The following is a 16,934-nucleotide window of genomic DNA, read 5'->3' as shown; positions in this document are numbered from 1 at the left end:
TGGCGATAAGCCAAACAGGCATTGGGCAAACGTCATGATTCCATTGAGTCTCAGCCTGTGAGTCTCATCATTGCCATTTGCATGGATCAGAACCAGTCCATACAATGGCCGGCTTTCTTTTAAACACCTCAGGACTGTCGCTTATGCAGCCGCTCGTAGGGCTTATTATGGGTTCCAAATCGGATTGGCCGACCATGGAGCACGCCGCTGAAATGCTTGAAAAACTGGGAGTAGCCTACGAAACTCGAGTGGTCTCTGCCCACCGCACTCCAGACTTGTTGTTTGATTACGCCAAGACAGCGGCCGACCGGGGCTTAAAGGTGATTATCGCCGGCGCTGGCGGAGCGGCCCATCTGCCTGGCATGGTCGCCGCCCAAACGTCGCTGCCCGTGCTCGGCGTGCCGGTACAATCCAAGGCCCTGAATGGCCTGGACTCACTGCTGTCAATTGCGCAAATGCCCGGAGGCATAGCAGTCGGAACTCTCGCCATCGGCAAAGCCGGCGCCACCAATGCGGGGCTATTAGCCGCCCAAATCATCGGTACTTTTGATGACACTGTGCGCAAGCAAGTCGACGCTTTCCGCGCGGCGCAGACCCAGCACATCCTGGATAATCCCGACCCCAGACAGTCATAATCAAGCAGCAGGAGTGAGTCCATGAGAATCGGTGTCTTAGGTGCAGGACAACTTGGCAGGATGCTGGCGCTCGCAGGTTACCCTCTGGCCAATACGTTCGTATTCTATGATATATCAGGCAACCCCAGCGTCGGTCTGGGCGATATCATTATTGATCGTGACGAACAGTATCTCGATGATTTCTTGAGCCGTGTCGATCGCGTAACTTACGAGTTCGAACATCTACCTGTTCATATAGCGGAGAAAATAGCGGCCTCAAAACCCGTTCATCCTGCGCCTCGCTCACTCCAGGTATGCCAAAACCGCGAGGCTGAAAAAAAGCTGTTTGGGGCATTGGGTATTCCCACCCCCGAATGGCGCATGGCCGACAGTCCCGAGTCTCTGAAAGCCGCAGCAGAAGCGCTGGGCTGCCCCGTTGTCGCGAAATCCAACACCGAAGGGTATGACGGCAAAGGTCAGGCTGTACTGCGATCCCCCGAGGATGCTTCCGACGCCTGGCACTCAATCAATCATTCCCGCTTGATGGTTGAAAAGTTTGTGGATTTCAGCCGGGAAGTTTCCATTATTTCGGTGCGTGGCGAGGATGGCCAGGTTGCGGTTTACCCCATTACCGAAAATATCCATCATGACGGCATCCTGAGATATTCCGTGGCGCCAGCACCTGGACTCACGCCCCCCGTCAGTGAGCAGGCGGAGCGTTTTGCTTCCGCACTCCTCAATGAACTCAACTATGTGGGTGTCCTTGCGCTGGAGCTGTTTGAAACGCCGGAAGGCCTGGTAGCCAACGAAATGGCACCCAGGGTCCATAACTCGGGTCACTGGACGATTGAGGGGGCCAGTACCAGCCAATTTGAAAATCATATACGAGCTGTTTCCGGTCAGCCCCTCGGAGATGTCAGCCCGCGTGGCGTGAGCTGCATGATCAATATCATCGGAGAGCATGGTGATATTCGGCGCATAATGGAGCTTCCTTATACCCACGTGCATCTTTACGACAAGCTGGAAAGACCGGGCCGCAAACTTGGCCACATCAATGTGCTGGCCGATAATTACGCGGAACTGGTGTGGCGGGTACGAAACTGTGCCGAATTTTTGCCGGGAACCCCAGAATTCAAAAGCTCGTTATCCAGGGGTTGAAAATCCACAAATCGCCCCGAACTATAAGCGATGAAACTCAGTAGTCCGTCGCCTTCAATATTGGGGCTGAGGGCAGCCACCCAGCTCGGAAATGTATCGGTTGCGGTGAGCCAATAGCGGTAATCTTTCGCATATAAGATGCAATTCACGGATCATAAACGATCCATTGAGAGAAACTAGGGAGAACGATCTCATGGCATTTGAACTTCCCGCACTACCCTACGAAAAGAACGCTCTGGAACCACACATCTCAGCTGAAACGCTGGAATACCATTATGGCAAGCATCACAACACATACGTAACCAAGCTCAATGGTCTTGTGGATGGTACAGACAACGCAAATAAGTCGCTGGAAGAAATCATCAAAAGCGCCAGCGGTCCGTTGTTCAACAATGCGGCTCAGGTCTGGAACCACACCTTTTATTGGAACTGTCTGAGCCCTAATGGCGGCGGCGAACCAACGGGTGCTGCAGCGGATGCCATCAACAAGGCATTTGGCTCTTTCGAAGCGTTCAAGAAAGAGTTCAACGACAAAGCAGCCAACAATTTTGGTTCCGGTTGGACTTGGCTGGTCAAAAAGGCCGATGGCAGTGTCGCAATTGCAAACACCAGCAACGCAGAAACACCGTTGACCGGCGCAGACGAACCGGTACTGACGGTGGATGTATGGGAGCATGCCTACTACATCGATTACCGTAATTCTCGCCCCAACTACCTGGAGGCGTTCTGGAACCTGGTCAACTGGGATTTCGTGAACAAGAATCTCGCGTAACACCCGGTATTAATTGGCTAAATATTCGCCAATAGTTTAAAAACGCCCGCTTCCGCGGGCGTTTTTGCATCTACGAAACATTCGCACAACAAAATTAAACAGGGACGCTGCTAAAAATCTGAAAAAATAGACATTACATTGGCGTAACCGGCAAAGATTGAACCATACTCAGCAATCAAAACCGTTGACCCTATTTCGCTTTCTCTTTGGACACCCGGGTTTTCAACCGACAGCAAAGCAAGGATCAGTCCACGATAATGACCGGATTCCAATGAAGACAGCCTTCCAACTGGAACATCGTCTCGGATATCGCATCCTGCGGTGGGTGCTGTCGGTCGCACTGATCAGTGGCATTACCCTCAGCACCATGCAAATAATCCTCGATGCCCAGCGTGTCTCGGAGGAACTCGATCAGCAAGCGGCCCAAACTATGGCTCTGGTGCGAGACGCTTCTACCCAAGCCGTCTTCAGTATCGACGAAGAGTTGGCGCAACAAGTAGTTGATGGCCTGTTTGAGCAGAGGTCGGTACGTTTTGCTCGCATTGCCCACCCTGACGGAGAAGCCTTGGGCGAGAGTGTCAGACCCTTGCAATCCGCCCTCTTTCGGCAAGTGACTGACCCGATTTTCCAAGCCGAGCGTGTCTACCAGATTGCCTTGAGCCGCTCCGCCGACCCCACCACCATATACGGCTACCTTCGGGTTCACTACGACAGCGCCTACACCGCCGGGACATGGCTTGACCGTGCCACACTGACGTTCGTATCCGGGGTTGCCCGAGCCGTTATCCTCGGCCTTGTGCTCTTTTTTGTTTACCACCTGCTTTTGACCCGCCCACTACTACGCATCATTCGTTCAATCAGCGACGTCAACCCCGATCACCCGGATGACCGGCTGCTGGCAATGCCCAAAAGCCATGAACGCGACGAACTGGGGTTGTGGGTCAATGCGACCAACAATCTGTTGGTGGCTATCTCTGAGGGTCAGCAGAAACATCGGGAAGCCGAAGACCGGGTCACAAGGTTATCCCGTTATGACAGCCTGACCGGCCTGCCAAGCCGCGAAACGCTGCTTGGTCTTCTTGCCAGTGCCATTGAAGATGACCGGCGCAGCAAACAGATCCTCTCCGTGTTTTGCTGCGGCATTGACGATTTTAAAAGTGCCAACGATCAATACGGCTACGAAGCAGGCGATAAAATCCTGCAAGCGATCGCGGATCGTCTGTCGGAGCGTCATGAGGACCTGAATCTCATTGTGGGTCGGCTTGGCAGCGATCAATTTGTGGTGATCGAAAAACACCTGAAAGATGACTACCAGGCTGCGGCTACCGCTGAATGGCTACTGCAGACGTTCAGCCGGCCAGTACGCTTGCAGGAACAACAGATCTACATCTCCGCAACAATAGGCATTTCGCTCTTTCCCGCTGACGGCATACAAGCAGATAAGCTTCTGCAAAGAGCCGAGCAAACCATGACGTTGGCTAAAAGTGAGGGCCGAAACCAGTTCTTATTCTACGTTGCCAGTGTTGATCAGCAGATCCGTGCACGAAAACAGCTTGAGCATGATCTGTCCCTGGCGCTTCCCGGAGGCCAGTTTCATCTTGTCTACCAGCCCCAGATCAATCTTGAATCCCGGCGAATCATTGGCGCCGAAGCCCTGCTGCGTTGGAATCATCCAGAGCGCGGCCTGGTGCCACCTGATGAGTTCATTCCTCTTGCCGAATTCAATGGAACTATTGTCGAGATTGGTCAGTGGGTACTCGAACAGGCGTGTTGGCGGGCCGCCCTTTGGGCCACTCAGGGCAATCCAATACGCATTGCAGTCAATCTCTCAGCGGTGCAACTGAGGCAGGATCACATTGTCGACGATGTGCTGGAAACACTGCACAGACATGCCATTCCACCGGGACGCCTGGAGCTGGAAGTCACCGAAACCAGCTTCATGGAAAATATCGAGGACGCCATTGCCAAATTAAAGCTGCTGCGGGATGCCGGCATCGTCATCGCTGTGGACGATTTTGGCACTGGTTATTCTTCTCTGACCTATCTGAAGCGGATGCCGGTCCAACATCTGAAAATTGATAAGCAGTTCGTCCAGGACCTGCTGACCAATGAAGACGATACCCGAATCGCCAATACCATTATTGATCTGGGAAAGAGCCTGAACCTGTCAGTTATCGCGGAGGGCGTTGAGACCGAAGAGCAGGAGTTCTATCTTCGCCAACGAGGCTGCCAGCTCGCCCAAGGTTATTATTTCAGCAAACCGCTTCTGCCCCACGATTTTGAGAAATTTGTCGCTCATTTCCACAGTAAAATAACCGAAGATGATATTTAGTGTGGCGAGAGCCGGATTTTCAGTAGACTGAAAACTCAACCCTTTGGATTACCTCACTAAAAAGGAGCTTCTATGCAGAACACTCTCATTGGCCTGGCCGTCATTGCCATTGCTGTTGTGTATATCGTTGTCATCTATAACCGCTTGGTATCCCTCCGCAACCAATTTAAAAATGGCTTTGCTCAGATAGACGTTCAGTTGCAGCGGCGTCATGACCTGATTCCAAATCTCGTTGAGTCCACCAAGGCCTATATGGCCCATGAGCGCAACACCCTTACCGAGGTCATGCAGGCACGTAACAACGCAGTCAGCGCCCAAAAGGAAGCCGCCAAGGATCCCGCAGACGGCAGCCGCATCCAGAAGCTGGGTAGCGCCGAAAATATGCTGACAAAGGCCCTCGCCAATTTTTACGCTGTGGCGGAAAACTACCCCGAACTCAAAGCCAATGAGACGGTTCAGCAGCTTATGGAAGAGTTGGCCAGCACCGAAAACCGCGTTGCCTTTTCCCGCCAGGCTTATAATGACGGTGTGATGACCTACAACACCTACCGTGAGCAATTCCCGAACAATCTGATCTCAGGGCTGTTTGCATTCAAAGCCACGGAACAACTGCAGCTTGAGTCACCCGAAGCTCGCCAGGCGCCCAAAGTTGCATTCTAGTACTGTGCACGGCTCCTGCGTTTACGCACGCTGCGGTGACGGCTGAGGATCAGCCTGCGAGATGAGCTCCCGGCAAACACCGGGTCTCAAAGTTCATAATAGTCGGTGGCATGCGTTCCGCGCGCTGCCAGCGCTCAGATGAAGACTGACCGCACAGTTCCGTAGTCGCTCAGCCCTCAGGCACGGCACTCATCAAACTCAGGCACTCGGTAGAAGAACGAACGGGCCAGATAGGACATCCCATGAGCGCTACAGGTTTTTTTAACCGGCAGGCACGAGCCAAACGCAATACCGGCTGGCTGGTGGTTCTGTTCATGACAGCGGTGGTTTTGATCACCCTGGCGGTTTGCGTCGTCGGTTATACCGTCACACGGAGTGACACCACTTCGATGTCTTTCTTCGATTGGCTCTCCAGCTACCACGGGTTGATGACCGCCTTGGCGGTTACCGGACTCATAGGCGTGGGGTCGCTCATACGCTGGATCGATCTTGCCGGCGGCGGTGAACGGGTCGCCAAAATGGTCAATGCACGCCTGATTGACCCAACCACCCAGGATACTGAAGAGCGCAGGTTGCGAAACATTGTTGAAGAAATGGCCATTGCCAGCGGCGTGCCGGTACCGCAACTTTATGTCATGGATCATGAGGTCGGAATCAACGCCTTCGTGGCCGGCTACGCGCCCACGGAAGCGGTGATGGTGGTCACCCATGGCGCCTTGACCAACCTGAACCGCGATGAGCTCCAGGGTGTGGTTGGCCATGAATTCAGCCACATCCTCAATGGTGACATGAGACTTAACGTGCGGCTGATTGCCCTGCTGGCAGGTATTTTAATGATTAGCCAGGTGGGTGCCTTCCTTCTCCATAGCTCTAACACACGATCATCCTACGGCACCTCACGAGGTGGCAAAGAGCGCGGATTGGCCTTGCTGCTGGGCTTGGCACTGACCGTTATTGGCTATGTCGGTGTGTTTTTCGGCCGCCTGATTCAGGCGGCGGTATCCCGACAGCGGGAAATGCTCGCCGACGCATCGTCCGTTCAATTTACTCGCAACCCCGAGGGCATTGGCGGGGCACTTTTCAAAATTGGCTTTAAAAACAGCTATCTTAAGACCACGAGCCACGCCAGTGATATGAACCATATGTGCTTTGGTGAAAGTGCTCGAATGCGCCTTAGCAGTCTACTTGCCTCGCACCCTCCGATTGCTGATCGCATCAATGCCATTCAACCAGGTTTACTGGCACGCCTGAAAAGTCGGATGCGGGATACGGTGCCTGCCCGAAAAACCGGTCTTGGTGCGGGACAAGCATCACCGTTGGTTTCGGCCGGATTTGAGGGTGACGCCAAAGCCAATGTTCAGGGTATAACGTCACCTTTCACCACTACTGCACCCGACACCCCATCAAGTCACACGGGGCAGCTTACCGGCGCTGGGGAACACTATGCCCAGCACTTGCTGCAGCAAATGCCGGCAACCTTCCGAGAGCTGCTGTATACGCGCACCGGCAGTATTCAATTGTGTTACGCCCTTTTGGTCTACGGCCTCAGCGACACGGCACGCGACCAGTGCCTGGCCCTGGCCACAGCCCCTTACCCTTTTGAGCCCCAGCCGGACCTGCTCAGCAAACTGATGCCGGCGCTGTCTGAATTTGAGGGTGCCTTGAATTTCCCTGCGCTTGAGCTGGCAATGCCGGCATTGCGCCAGCTTGACCCCGATGAAGCCCACACCCTGATAAAGCAGGTATACACGCTCATTCGCGCCGACGGCCGGGTGAGTCTATTTGAATATTCATTGGCAAGCTTCCTACAGCGACATCTCAGCTCAGGGTCAAGCCGGGTAACGCCAGTAAAATACCGTTCCTATCGCGGGGTTCAAGACAGTCTCATAACGCTGTTTGGATTGATCGCCCGGGCGTCAAACTCGGCGCCTGATCAGGCTGACGCTCTATTCCGGCAAACGATGGCGGGGTTTGTCGAGAGGGGTGAGAGCTCAACCCGGCTTCCAGACAAGATCACCATTCGTGACTTACAGAAGGCCCTGACCGAGCTCAATGCGCTGTCGCCACTGCTGAAACCAGCCATCATTGATGCTTGCGCCCAAGGCATCCTGAGCGACCGAAAAGTCACTGTTCAGGAGTACGACATACTGCGACTGGTGGCGGATCAGTTGGACTGTCCGATGCCACCTTTGCTAATGCCCCAGCCTTTACCTGAGTAACGGTGCTTGCTCTCGGGCAGGCTCTTTCTTTCCCAGTGCTGGTGAGCGGAGCATTGAAGGTCGGCATTCTCCAGGCCCAACGGCGCTTATTTTGTAACACTGCCGGGTTGGAATATCGATTCAATCCCGGGCTTTTCATCAGGCGTCGGCAAGCCCAGCTTTTTGCGAATGCCAAGGTTCACTTCCCAGAGGCCATTGTATTTCTCATTGGTCGCGGCAACGGTATCGCCTTTATTAAACATGATGGTCGGGCGCAGGAAGACCAGCAGGTTCCGCTTAACCAATCGCTCTGACTCTGATGAAAACAAACGCCCCAGGAATGGAATATCGCCCAGCAAGGGCACCTTGCTCTTGTTGACTTGGTAATCCTCGCGCATCAACCCGCCAAGGACAATGGTCTCCCCATCGTCGGCCAGAACAGTGGTTTTGATCTCCCGCTTATTGGTCACAATGTCGGACGCATCTTCAATGCTGTCAGCCACGTTTTCGGTGGTCTGCTCAACCACCAACCGGACCAGACCGTCCGCACTGATGGTCGGCGTTACCTTCAGGGTCAAACCAATGTCACGGCGTTCAATGGTGGTGAAAGGGTTGTTGAGGCCTGCGCTGGTATTGGTGGTTTGTCCGGTTCGAAACGGCACGTTCTGACCCACGATAATCTCGGATTCCTGATTGTCCAGCGTAATGATACTGGGCGTCGACAACAGATTGGCCGCGGCAGAGGTTGACAGCGCCTGAAGTAAAATCCCCCAGGTCACGCCGTCGTCATTACGTTGGCCGGCACCGACAGTGATGCCACCAGTCGCGGGCGAAATCACCTGGTTTGAAACAATCGCACCGATCACCTCGCCCAGACTTCTCCCAACATTGCCAAAATTGGTCCCGAGAACAGGCGTTGAACTTCCAGACTCATCGCCGACTGCAAACTGGACACCAAGGTCCTGTCCCAGCTCATCGCTGATTTCCACAATGGCGGCCTCGATCATTACTTGCGCCCGGCGAACATCGAGCTGCGACACAATCAGATCCACTTCCTGCATCATGGACGGCTCACCCCGCACGACCAGTGCGTTGAGCCCTTCATCCGCGAAAATTGAAAAGTTGGTGCTGCGTCCCGGTGACGTTCCTCCGCCTTCTGTTTCCTTTGCCAGCTCGCCCATGACACCTTTTAGAATTTCTGTCAGGTTTTTGGCGTCGGCATGGCTCAGGCGAATCACTTTGGTGCTTCCGCCGGTCGCTGATGGCTGATCCAGTTTTCGAATCAAGCCACGCATTTTATCTCGAAACGTTTCATCACCCCTCAAGATCAGACGATTACTGCGTTCATCCGCCGTGACACTGTATTTTCGGGCGCCTTCATTGCCCCCCTTACCCAGCTCATCCGGTGCCAGTTCCTGCAGGAGCGTGACCAGATCACCTACCCAGGCCTCTTCCAGTTGGATAACTTCGACTTCGTATTTGGACGGACTGTCTAACTCGCGAACAATACCCTCGATTCGCTGTATGTTGGCCGAATGATCGCTCACAATCAGCGCATTGGCGGCGGCCACGCCTGCCAGGTGGCCGTATTTGGCGACCAAAGGCCGCAGGATAGGAACCAATTCCAGGGCATTGGCATTGTCCACCTGTATCACCCGGGTGATTAATTGTTCCGATGGAATCTCGGTGAATCGACTCAAGGATTCTGCAGACTGCTTGGCGTCCACTTGCTGAACAATCTTAATGACCTCCTCGCCAGGAATGGCGGTAAAACCATGCACCTGTAACACTGCGAGGAACAGATCGTATATTTCGTCCTTATTCATCGGTGCACTGGACAGCACCGTGACTTTACCCTTCACGCGCGGATCCACAACAAAGCTATAGCCTGTTATGTCAGCCACCTGAGTGACAAATGCCCGAATATCCGCATCTTTCAAGTTAAGCCGCCAAGTGCCTTCGGACTCTTGGGCCATGGTCACAACAGGCATCAGCAAGAGAAGCAGTACAGCTCTCAGGAAGGGTCTTTTCAGATTAATCATGCAACGATCGCGTCCTGTATCGATGTTCTCGTTTTTATATTACTGAGGCAACGCGTAACTTACCGTGAAGCGCGCGCCATCACGCTCTATTTCTATATCCAACTGGGCTTCCGTCCGCCAGGATTCCAGCAACGCCCGATCCTGCTCAAAATCACCCAGCGGATTACCATTGATCGCCGTGATCACATCTCCCTGCCTGAGGCTGAGCGCCGTAAGCATGGCATTGGAACCATTAAAAACATAGCCTTGGGTTGCGCCATCCTGTACCGGGCTTAATCCGAATGCAACCAGTGCTTCCGTGCCCTGCTCGTCCAGTCGGGCCTTGGCCTGCTCGACAATATCGTCCGGTGACGGGCCGGTGACAGTCTCCTCCTGAGCGATCAATTCGCCAGCATCGGAGTCCTCAAAGGTTAGAGTTTCAAAGGCACCATTGCGCCGAATCAGAATTCGCCCAGCCTCCACTTCGACCAGTTCGGCGTTTCCCGGCAAAGTCTCGCCGACACGGTAATGGGCCGTGACGCCATCGCTACCTGCAACTATAGCACCGGACAACTCAGGCTGCCCTGAAACCAGTACGCCTTCCAGCCGCAGCCGGAGCCGGGTTTCAGGGGCAGTTTTTCGAACCACCGCCGCCACTGGGGTACCACTGGGAGGGCGACCAAACAATTCATAAGTAGCCAATGATCCCTGGCGCTGAAAGCCAAGCGTGTCTGCCCCTGAACTCGGGCTGAACAGACTCACCGGACGGTCATGCCAGGCGACCATCCAGGTCAAATGCGCCATAAAGATGGCGAAGTAGATGACCAGTCCCAGTAACAAGCCATTGGCCAGCCGACGAGACCATTTTATGGTGGCGGCAGTCGCTGAGCGCGGCATTATTGACGCCCTCCAGGCAGCAACGGCTGACGAACCCGGAAAATGGTATCTCCCGGTTGCGCAGCACCTGACCAGCTCTGGCCGGCCAGGTCAACCATGCGTTTAAACACCTGAATTTCAAGCATGCCGTCCGGAAAGATATCAGCCAGTGCCACCGGCTCGTCTTTGCCCTGTTCAGACACTTTCAATGACACTTGACCTGCAGCGGCATTCAGCACCGCTTCCATCGGCGGGAATTGGGCACTTTGCACGCCGTCACCCATGGGCCAGGTCACCTCGCCGCCAGACCACCGAGCCACGCCTCGACCATCGCCAAATGCGCCGTCACGCCATTCAAGCACCAGTCGTTCAATGGCGACATCGCCTTCAAGCATTGCGCCTCCACTTCTGCGTATAAGGTCTTCAAATTCTCGTACCTTGATGAGTCCCCCGGCTGACACTTTTGCGCTGCCGGGCCACGAAACATCAAGACGACCCTCAACTTGGGAGTAAGCAGACTCAACTGAAAAGCTCAAAGGAAGCCCCAGTTTTGAAACGTCAGGCATGCCCAAACGCCAACCGACTCGTAAGGGCCGGTTGTTGAAGTAAATGCCCGCCTCGCCTTCCCAGACACGCCCCGATACCTGATGAATACGCACTTGGTCCGGCAGCCCAGCATGGGGCTCAATCCAATGCCATAGCCATCCCGCAGGCAGCAAGATGACCAACGCAACCAGGTAAACCAGTAACCCGGCAAGCGTCAGCCAAACCACTTTAGCAGGACGTAGAAAAGGCGATGTAGGGGATTCGGTCATACGGTTTCACAGGGAAAAAATGGCTCGCAATACACGCGCTGGAGCCTGAGTCTAACAAAGCTATGGGGTAAGTTCATGACAAAGGTAACAAAAAAGCCCCGCACAATGTGCGGGGCTTTTCAGGTATCAGGCAAAGGTGCCTGAAGGCAGTGCTGACATTACATCATGCCGCCCATACCACCCATACCACCCATGCCGCCCATATCCGGCATGCCGCCGCCAGACTTCTCGTCTTCTGGCTCATCGGTAATCATGGCTTCTGTGGTGATCATCAGACCGGCAATGGACGCCGCTGCCTGAAGAGCTGAACGGGTTACCTTGGCTGGGTCAAGAATACCCATTTCCAACATGTCCCCGTATTCGCCTGAGGTGGCATTAAAGCCAAAGGAACCTTCACCCTGACGGATCTTGTCGACCACAACCGAGGCTTCACCACCGGCATTGGTCACGATCTGACGGAGTGGCGCTTCCATGGCGCGACGCAGGATGTTAACACCCACTTTCTGGTCTTCGTTATCGACCGTCACTTCGGTCAACGCGTTGAGCGCGCGAATCAGGGACACGCCACCACCGGCGACAATACCTTCTTCGACTGCGGCACGAGTGGAGTGCAGCGCGTCTTCAACACGGGCTTTCTTTTCTTTCATTTCAACTTCTGAGCCTGCGCCTACCTTGATAACGGCTACGCCGCCAGCAAGCTTGGCCACACGTTCCTGAAGCTTTTCTTTATCGTAATCTGAGCTGCTGTCTTCGATCTGCTTACGGATCTGCTCAACACGTGATTCGATATCGCTCTGTGCACCGGCACCATCGATGATGGTGGTGTTTTCCTTGGTGAGGTTGACACGCTTGGCAGTGCCCAGATCATCCAGTGTGGTGTTCTCGAGGCTCAGGCCTACTTCTTCAGAGATCACCGTACCACCGGTCAGGATGGCGATGTCCTGCAACATTTCCTTGCGGCGATCACCAAAGCCAGGCGCCTTCACGGCCGCCACTTTAACGATGCCGCGCATGTTGTTGACAACCAGTGTTGCCAGCGCTTCGCCTTCGATATCTTCTGCGATGATCATCAGCGGCTTGCCTGCTTTGGCAACGCTTTCCAGAACTGGAAGCAGCTCGCGGATGTTGGAGATCTTCTTGTCTACCAGCAGGATATAGGGCTCGTCCAGCTCGGCGGACATGTTGTCCTGATTGTTGATGAAGTAAGGAGACAGGTAGCCACGGTCGAACTGCATACCTTCGACAACGTCCAGTTCGTCTTCCAGACCACGGCCTTCTTCAACCGTGATAACACCTTCTTTGCCCACACGCTCCATCGCATCGGCAATGATCTTGCCAATGGTTTCGTCGCCGTTGGCGGAAATGGTGCCAACCTGGGAGATGTTGCGGCTGTCGTCGCAAGGCTTGGACGCAGCGCGAATCGCCTGCACAGCAACCTGAGTTGCCTTGTCGATGCCACGCTTGAGGTCCATCGGGTTCATGCCCGCGGTAACGGCCTTGATGCCTTCATTCAGGATAGCCTGGGCCAGCACAGTCGCAGTCGTGGTGCCATCACCAGCAGTATCGTTGGTCTGGGAAGCAACTTCCTTGACCATCTGGGCGCCCATGTTCTCAAACTTGTCGCGCAGTTCAATTTCCTTGGCAACGGATACACCGTCTTTTGTTACGGTAGGTGCACCAAAGGACTTGTCCAACACGACGTTACGGCCTTTGGGGCCCAGCGTTACTTTGACGGCGTCGGCCAGAATGTTGACACCTGCAACCATGCGCTTACGTGCGCTATCACCAAACTTAATGTCTTTAGCTGCCATATCTCTAATTTCCTATTCGTTGAACCCAATCATCGTTTCGATACTTTCTAATCCGGACACCTGGCTATTCCAGGCCGCCGGACTGAATGATTCTGCTGGCTGTATTACTTCTCCAGCACCCCGTAGATGTCGTTTTCGCTCATGATAAGCAGGTCTTCACCTTCGATTTTCACAGTGTTGCCGGCGTATTGGCCAAAGACCACGGTGTCACCAACATTGACTGCCAGTGCTAGGGTTTCGCCATTGTCGAGAATACGGCCATTGCCCACCGCGATTACCTCGCCCTGGGATGGCTTCTCTTTTGCGTTGCCCGGCAGCACGATGCCACCTGCGGTTTTCTCTTCTTCTTCCTTACGGCGCACGACAACACGATCGTGTAACGGACGAATTTTCATTGCTCGATGTCTCCAATAGTCAGATTGTGTTTGGCCATGACGTTTGCATGAATAGCCAGAGCCGATAAGCACCTGTTTTAAGGGCGCTTATCCGCCCTCGCAAACTTGTGATTCTTATGTTGGGGCCACGCGCTTGTTTTCAACGCCCAGACCTAAAATTTTTTTACTTTTTTTCGAGACGATCCGCTCCCTTATCGGCGTTCGGATTACCCTCGTTTTGGTACTCTCCTTCAATCACATCGTCGTCACTGCTCGCGGGCCGGCCAAACGGGTCCCCAGCACCGAACGGCGACCGTTGACCGGCCGTAAACTGAAAACTTTGCGCACGGCCGGTCGCCACGACCATGCGCTTAAGCGCCTGACTTGCAAGCCAATGCCGGGTGCCTGGAAGCAAACATAGGAACCCCACGGTGTCGGTCACAAAGCCCGGGGTAAGCAATAGTGCACCTCCAACGGCTAAAATCAGCCCCTCTGCCACTTCTTTCGCCGGCAACTCGCCGCTATTGAGGCGCTGGTTCGCTTTGAGTAGCGTTGCCAAGCCCTGATGACGTAATAAGGCCGCTCCGATAACGGCCGTCAACAGAACAAGGCCAATGGTGTTGAGTGCACCAATCACCGCACCAACCTTTATGAGGATGGCCATCTCAACAATTGGCATGACGATAAACAGCAATAAGAAAATGCCCATGTAGCCATCCTTTTCGTATGCGTGTCTTACGGGTGGTGGACCCGACTATTACGGCCCCGTTGTCTGATATACTTTTGCGCCTCAACTTACAGTCTTAGTTAGGGCACATGATGAAACTTCAAGATTCCGTGATTGCAATCACCGGTGGCGGCCAGGGTCTCGGTCGTGCCATGGCAGAGTATTTTGCCACCCAAGGCGCCAGACTTGCACTCATCGATCTCATGCCAGACAAGCTCGAAGAGGCCGTGGCCGCGTGCAAAGCCGCCGGGGGCGATGCCAAGGCCTACGTGTGCAATGTAGCAAAAGAGCAGGAGGTTGAATCCACGTTTGCCGCCATTAACCGGGATTTTGGCCAGCTCAATGGTTTGATCAACAACGCGGGCATACTCCGGGATGGCCTGATGATCAAATCCAAAGAGGGTGAGATCGTCAAGCGTATGAGCCTGGCGGAATGGCAGTCCGTTATCGATGTCAATCTGACCGGGGTCTTCCTCTGCGGTCGCGAAGCCGCCACGCACATGATCCAGAATGGCGATCATGGTGCCATTATCAATATCGCCAGCATCTCTCGCGCCGGTAATATGGGCCAAAGCAACTACTCTTCAGCAAAAGCGGGCGTATCGGCACTCGTACCGGTTTGGGCGAAAGAGCTGGCACGCTATGGCATCCGCGTTATGGGCATCGCTCCCGGCTTCATTGAAACTGACATGACCGTGTCCATGAAACCGGAAGCGCTGGCAAAGATGACGGCGGGTATCCCGCTTAAACGCATGGGCCAGCCCAATGAAATTGCCTCGACCGCGGCGTTCATCTTCGAAAACGAGTACCTGTCGGGCCGGATGATTGAAGTCGATGGCGCGCTTCGCCTCTGACCCGAACCCGGCACCCCGGGAGCAAATGATCTGGCAGGTTGTCTGCGCCATCCCACCGGGACGGGTCGCCAGCTACGGTCAGGTCTCCCGCTTTGCGGGCCTGGAAGGCCTGGCGCGTTTTGTTGGGCGCACTATGAGCCGGCTACCGGACGGCTCTGACGTGCCTTGGCACCGCGTGTTGAAGAGCGATGGCCGCATCGCTTTTCCAGCGGACTCAAGCCGATACGCGGAACAATGCCAGCGCCTGAAGAGCGAAGGAGTGGACGTCTTGAATGGCAGAGTCGCCATGAAGCAGTTTGGCTGGACGCCTTAACAGCCCACTGACCCACAAATTCAGGTGCTGGGCTGCTGACTCCCCTGCCCTTCGGCAATATTCGCCGGCGACAAACTGTCCAGGCGCGACCCATGGCGCAGCATCCACCAGGCCAATAAAATGGCGGGCACGCCCATCAAACTTGAGATCAGGAAGAATTCGATATAGCCGTAGCTGGCGACTACCATCCCGGAAAAACCACCAAGGAACTTGCCAGGCAATGTCATCAGGGAGCTGAACAAGGCGTATTGAGTCGCGGTAAATGCCGCACTGGTCATACTGGACAACCACGCGATCAACGCGACATTGGCAATACCACCACTCAGGTTATCCGCACTCACGACGATTGCCAATCCCACCAAATCGGGGGGCTGCTGGGCAATCAGGACAAAGAGCAGGTTGCTCGCAGCGGTTAATACGGCGCCTGCCAGTAATACCGGCCGAACCCCATAACGCACCACCAGAAGCCCGCCGAGGAGCGACCCGGCAATGGTCATAAAAAAGCCGAAAATCTTGGTTACATCCGCCACATCGGTTTTAGAAAAGCCCATGTAGCTGAGGTAGAACGGGTTTGCCATCACACCCATGGAAATATCACACACCCGGTACAACGCCACCAGCAATAAAATAAGCAGGGACAGCTCGCGGTAACGTCGGAAAAAATCCAGGAACGGTCCCGCTACCGCCGCCGAAAACCAGCCCGCGATTCGGGCCAGACGAGGTGGAAGATGGCCTCGCTTGCCGACTTCTCTCGACACCGCCTCCGCCATATCCGCGGCGGCACTAAAGTGATTGACCTCGGGTTCCTTTATAAGCAGTACGGTGACCACGCCAACGCACACGAGCAGCGCCATCACCTCGTAGGACACCTGCCATGACCAGAATTCAGCAAGGTACAAAGCACCGGCACCCGCCACCAGCAATGCCAGCCGATAGCCAAATATATACATGGCGGCAAGCGCTGCCTGCAGTCGTGGTTCCGCAACTTCTATGCGATAGGCATCAATCGCGACATCCTGAGTAGCCGACGAAAACGCCACTAACAACCCGCACAGCGCCATCAGCGTGGGGGTTGCGACGGCGTCCACATTCGCCATCAACACCAGCCCTGTGGCCACCCCGGTTTGCGCCAACAACATCCAGCTCCGGCGTTTACCGAACATACGGTCCAATACCGGTAGCGCCAGGCGATCGACTATGGGCGCCCAAACGACTTTGATTGAATACGTAATCCCCAGCCAGCTAAAAAACCCAATCGTGGCGGTTTCAACGCCCACGTCCGCGAGACGGGCGTTGAGCGTGGAAAAGACCAGTAGAAAAGGCAGGCCAGCCGAAAATCCCAGGAACAGCAGGGCGACAACCTGCCAACGCGTGAAGGTATAGAAAGCGTCTTTAATGGATTGCGATCG

The 16,934-nt window shown here is 54.6% G+C and carries 15 protein-coding genes; 8 read left to right on the top strand and 7 right to left on the bottom strand.

Annotation, left to right across the window (positions count from 1 at the left end; all coding sequences use genetic code 11):
* Positions 1-143: 143 nt before the first annotated feature.
* The 6 genes from purE to GRX64_RS00185 all read left to right on the top strand — a co-directional run bounded on the left by purE (position 144) and on the right by GRX64_RS00185 (position 7,755).
* Entirely contained in the window at positions 144-635 is a 492-nt protein-coding gene (gene purE / locus GRX64_RS00210) for a 5-(carboxyamino)imidazole ribonucleotide mutase (RefSeq protein WP_166263175.1), read from the top strand.
* Between the two features lie 21 nt (positions 636-656).
* Positions 657-1,772, top strand: a complete 1,116-nt coding sequence (locus GRX64_RS00205; protein ID WP_166263174.1) for a 5-(carboxyamino)imidazole ribonucleotide synthase — start codon at positions 657-659, stop codon at positions 1,770-1,772.
* Positions 1,773-1,965: 193 nt separating this feature from the next.
* Entirely contained in the window at positions 1,966-2,544 is a 579-nt protein-coding gene (gene sodB, locus GRX64_RS00200; protein ID WP_166263173.1) for a superoxide dismutase [Fe], read from the top strand.
* Between the two features lie 271 nt (positions 2,545-2,815).
* Positions 2,816-4,876 (top strand): putative bifunctional diguanylate cyclase/phosphodiesterase, encoded by a 2,061-nt coding sequence (locus tag GRX64_RS00195; RefSeq protein ID WP_166263172.1) that lies wholly within the window; start codon positions 2,816-2,818, stop codon positions 4,874-4,876.
* A gap of 72 nt (positions 4,877-4,948) precedes the next feature.
* Positions 4,949-5,536, top strand: a complete 588-nt coding sequence (locus GRX64_RS00190) for a LemA family protein (protein ID WP_166263171.1) — start codon at positions 4,949-4,951, stop codon at positions 5,534-5,536.
* A 242-nt stretch (positions 5,537-5,778) separates the two neighbouring features.
* Complete coding sequence (locus GRX64_RS00185) at positions 5,779-7,755, top strand: M48 family metallopeptidase (RefSeq protein ID WP_166263170.1); 1,977 nt, start codon at positions 5,779-5,781, stop codon at positions 7,753-7,755.
* Positions 7,756-7,841: 86 nt separating this feature from the next.
* Here GRX64_RS00185 and gspD read toward each other — a convergent pair whose 3' ends face one another.
* The 6 genes from gspD to GRX64_RS00155 all read right to left on the bottom strand — a co-directional run bounded on the left by gspD (position 7,842) and on the right by GRX64_RS00155 (position 14,340).
* The gene (gene gspD / locus GRX64_RS00180) at positions 7,842-9,776 is read right to left on the bottom strand and encodes a type II secretion system secretin GspD (protein WP_166263169.1); all 1,935 of its coding nucleotides are present in this window, start codon (positions 9,774-9,776) and stop codon (positions 7,842-7,844) included.
* 39 nt (positions 9,777-9,815) lie between these two features.
* Positions 9,816-10,652, bottom strand: coding sequence for a type II secretion system protein N (locus GRX64_RS00175; RefSeq protein ID WP_166263168.1), 837 nt, complete (start codon positions 10,650-10,652; stop codon positions 9,816-9,818).
* A complete protein-coding gene (gene gspN / locus GRX64_RS00170) occupies positions 10,652-11,446 on the bottom strand; it encodes a type II secretion system protein N (protein WP_166263167.1) in 795 nt (264 codons plus the stop codon). The genes GRX64_RS00175 and gspN overlap by 1 nt, the downstream gene beginning before the upstream one ends.
* A gap of 158 nt (positions 11,447-11,604) precedes the next feature.
* Positions 11,605-13,257: a chaperonin GroEL gene (gene groL / locus GRX64_RS00165; RefSeq protein WP_166263166.1), complete on the bottom strand. Its 1,653-nt coding sequence runs from the start codon at positions 13,255-13,257 to the stop codon at positions 11,605-11,607.
* Positions 13,258-13,361: 104 nt separating this feature from the next.
* A complete protein-coding gene (gene groES / locus GRX64_RS00160) occupies positions 13,362-13,652 on the bottom strand; it encodes a co-chaperone GroES (protein WP_166263165.1) in 291 nt (96 codons plus the stop codon).
* A 163-nt stretch (positions 13,653-13,815) separates the two neighbouring features.
* The gene (locus GRX64_RS00155; protein ID WP_166263164.1) at positions 13,816-14,340 is read right to left on the bottom strand and encodes an FxsA family protein; all 525 of its coding nucleotides are present in this window, start codon (positions 14,338-14,340) and stop codon (positions 13,816-13,818) included.
* 110 nt (positions 14,341-14,450) lie between these two features.
* Here GRX64_RS00155 and GRX64_RS00150 point away from each other — a divergent pair, with 110 nt between their 5' ends.
* On the top strand, positions 14,451-15,212 hold the full coding sequence (locus tag GRX64_RS00150; protein ID WP_166263177.1) for an SDR family oxidoreductase: 762 nt from the start codon (positions 14,451-14,453) through the stop codon (positions 15,210-15,212).
* On the top strand, positions 15,193-15,525 hold the full coding sequence (locus GRX64_RS00145) for an MGMT family protein (RefSeq protein ID WP_166263163.1): 333 nt from the start codon (positions 15,193-15,195) through the stop codon (positions 15,523-15,525). The genes GRX64_RS00150 and GRX64_RS00145 overlap by 20 nt, the downstream gene beginning before the upstream one ends.
* Positions 15,526-15,545: 20 nt before the next feature.
* Here the strand turns inward: GRX64_RS00145 and GRX64_RS00140 are convergent, their stop codons facing one another.
* Positions 15,546-16,922: an AmpG family muropeptide MFS transporter gene (locus tag GRX64_RS00140; RefSeq protein WP_427901630.1), complete on the bottom strand. Its 1,377-nt coding sequence runs from the start codon at positions 16,920-16,922 to the stop codon at positions 15,546-15,548.
* Between the last annotated feature and the right edge of the window lie 12 nt (positions 16,923-16,934).

The organism is Marinobacter caseinilyticus (assembly GCF_011074955.1).
GTDB lineage: Bacteria > Pseudomonadota > Gammaproteobacteria > Pseudomonadales > Oleiphilaceae > Marinobacter > Marinobacter caseinilyticus.
The sequence above is the reverse complement of the archived record's forward strand: the minus strand, read 5'-3'. Positions and strand labels throughout refer to the sequence as shown.

Excerpts from the sequence above, each read along its gene's own strand:
- GRX64_RS00150 (WP_166263177.1), top strand. The coding sequence starts at position 14,451 with ATGAAACTTCAAGATTCCGTGATTGCAATCACCGGTGGCGGCCAGGGT.
- GRX64_RS00190 (WP_166263171.1), top strand. The coding sequence starts at position 4,949 with ATGCAGAACACTCTCATTGGCCTGGCCGTCATTGCCATTGCTGTTGTG.
- GRX64_RS00185 (WP_166263170.1), top strand. The coding sequence starts at position 5,779 with ATGAGCGCTACAGGTTTTTTTAACCGGCAGGCACGAGCCAAACGCAAT.
- groL (WP_166263166.1), bottom strand. The coding sequence starts at position 13,257 with ATGGCAGCTAAAGACATTAAGTTTGGTGATAGCGCACGTAAGCGCATG.
- groES (WP_166263165.1), bottom strand. The coding sequence starts at position 13,652 with ATGAAAATTCGTCCGTTACACGATCGTGTTGTCGTGCGCCGTAAGGAA.
- GRX64_RS00155 (WP_166263164.1), bottom strand. The coding sequence starts at position 14,340 with ATGGGCATTTTCTTATTGCTGTTTATCGTCATGCCAATTGTTGAGATG.
- gspD (WP_166263169.1), bottom strand. The coding sequence starts at position 9,776 with ATGATTAATCTGAAAAGACCCTTCCTGAGAGCTGTACTGCTTCTCTTG.
- GRX64_RS00205 (WP_166263174.1), top strand. The coding sequence starts at position 657 with ATGAGAATCGGTGTCTTAGGTGCAGGACAACTTGGCAGGATGCTGGCG.
- gspN (WP_166263167.1), bottom strand. The coding sequence starts at position 11,446 with ATGACCGAATCCCCTACATCGCCTTTTCTACGTCCTGCTAAAGTGGTT.
- GRX64_RS00195 (WP_166263172.1), top strand. The coding sequence starts at position 2,816 with ATGAAGACAGCCTTCCAACTGGAACATCGTCTCGGATATCGCATCCTG.
- GRX64_RS00145 (WP_166263163.1), top strand. The coding sequence starts at position 15,193 with ATGGCGCGCTTCGCCTCTGACCCGAACCCGGCACCCCGGGAGCAAATG.
- GRX64_RS00175 (WP_166263168.1), bottom strand. The coding sequence starts at position 10,652 with ATGCCGCGCTCAGCGACTGCCGCCACCATAAAATGGTCTCGTCGGCTG.
- purE (WP_166263175.1), top strand. The coding sequence starts at position 144 with ATGCAGCCGCTCGTAGGGCTTATTATGGGTTCCAAATCGGATTGGCCG.
- sodB (WP_166263173.1), top strand. The coding sequence starts at position 1,966 with ATGGCATTTGAACTTCCCGCACTACCCTACGAAAAGAACGCTCTGGAA.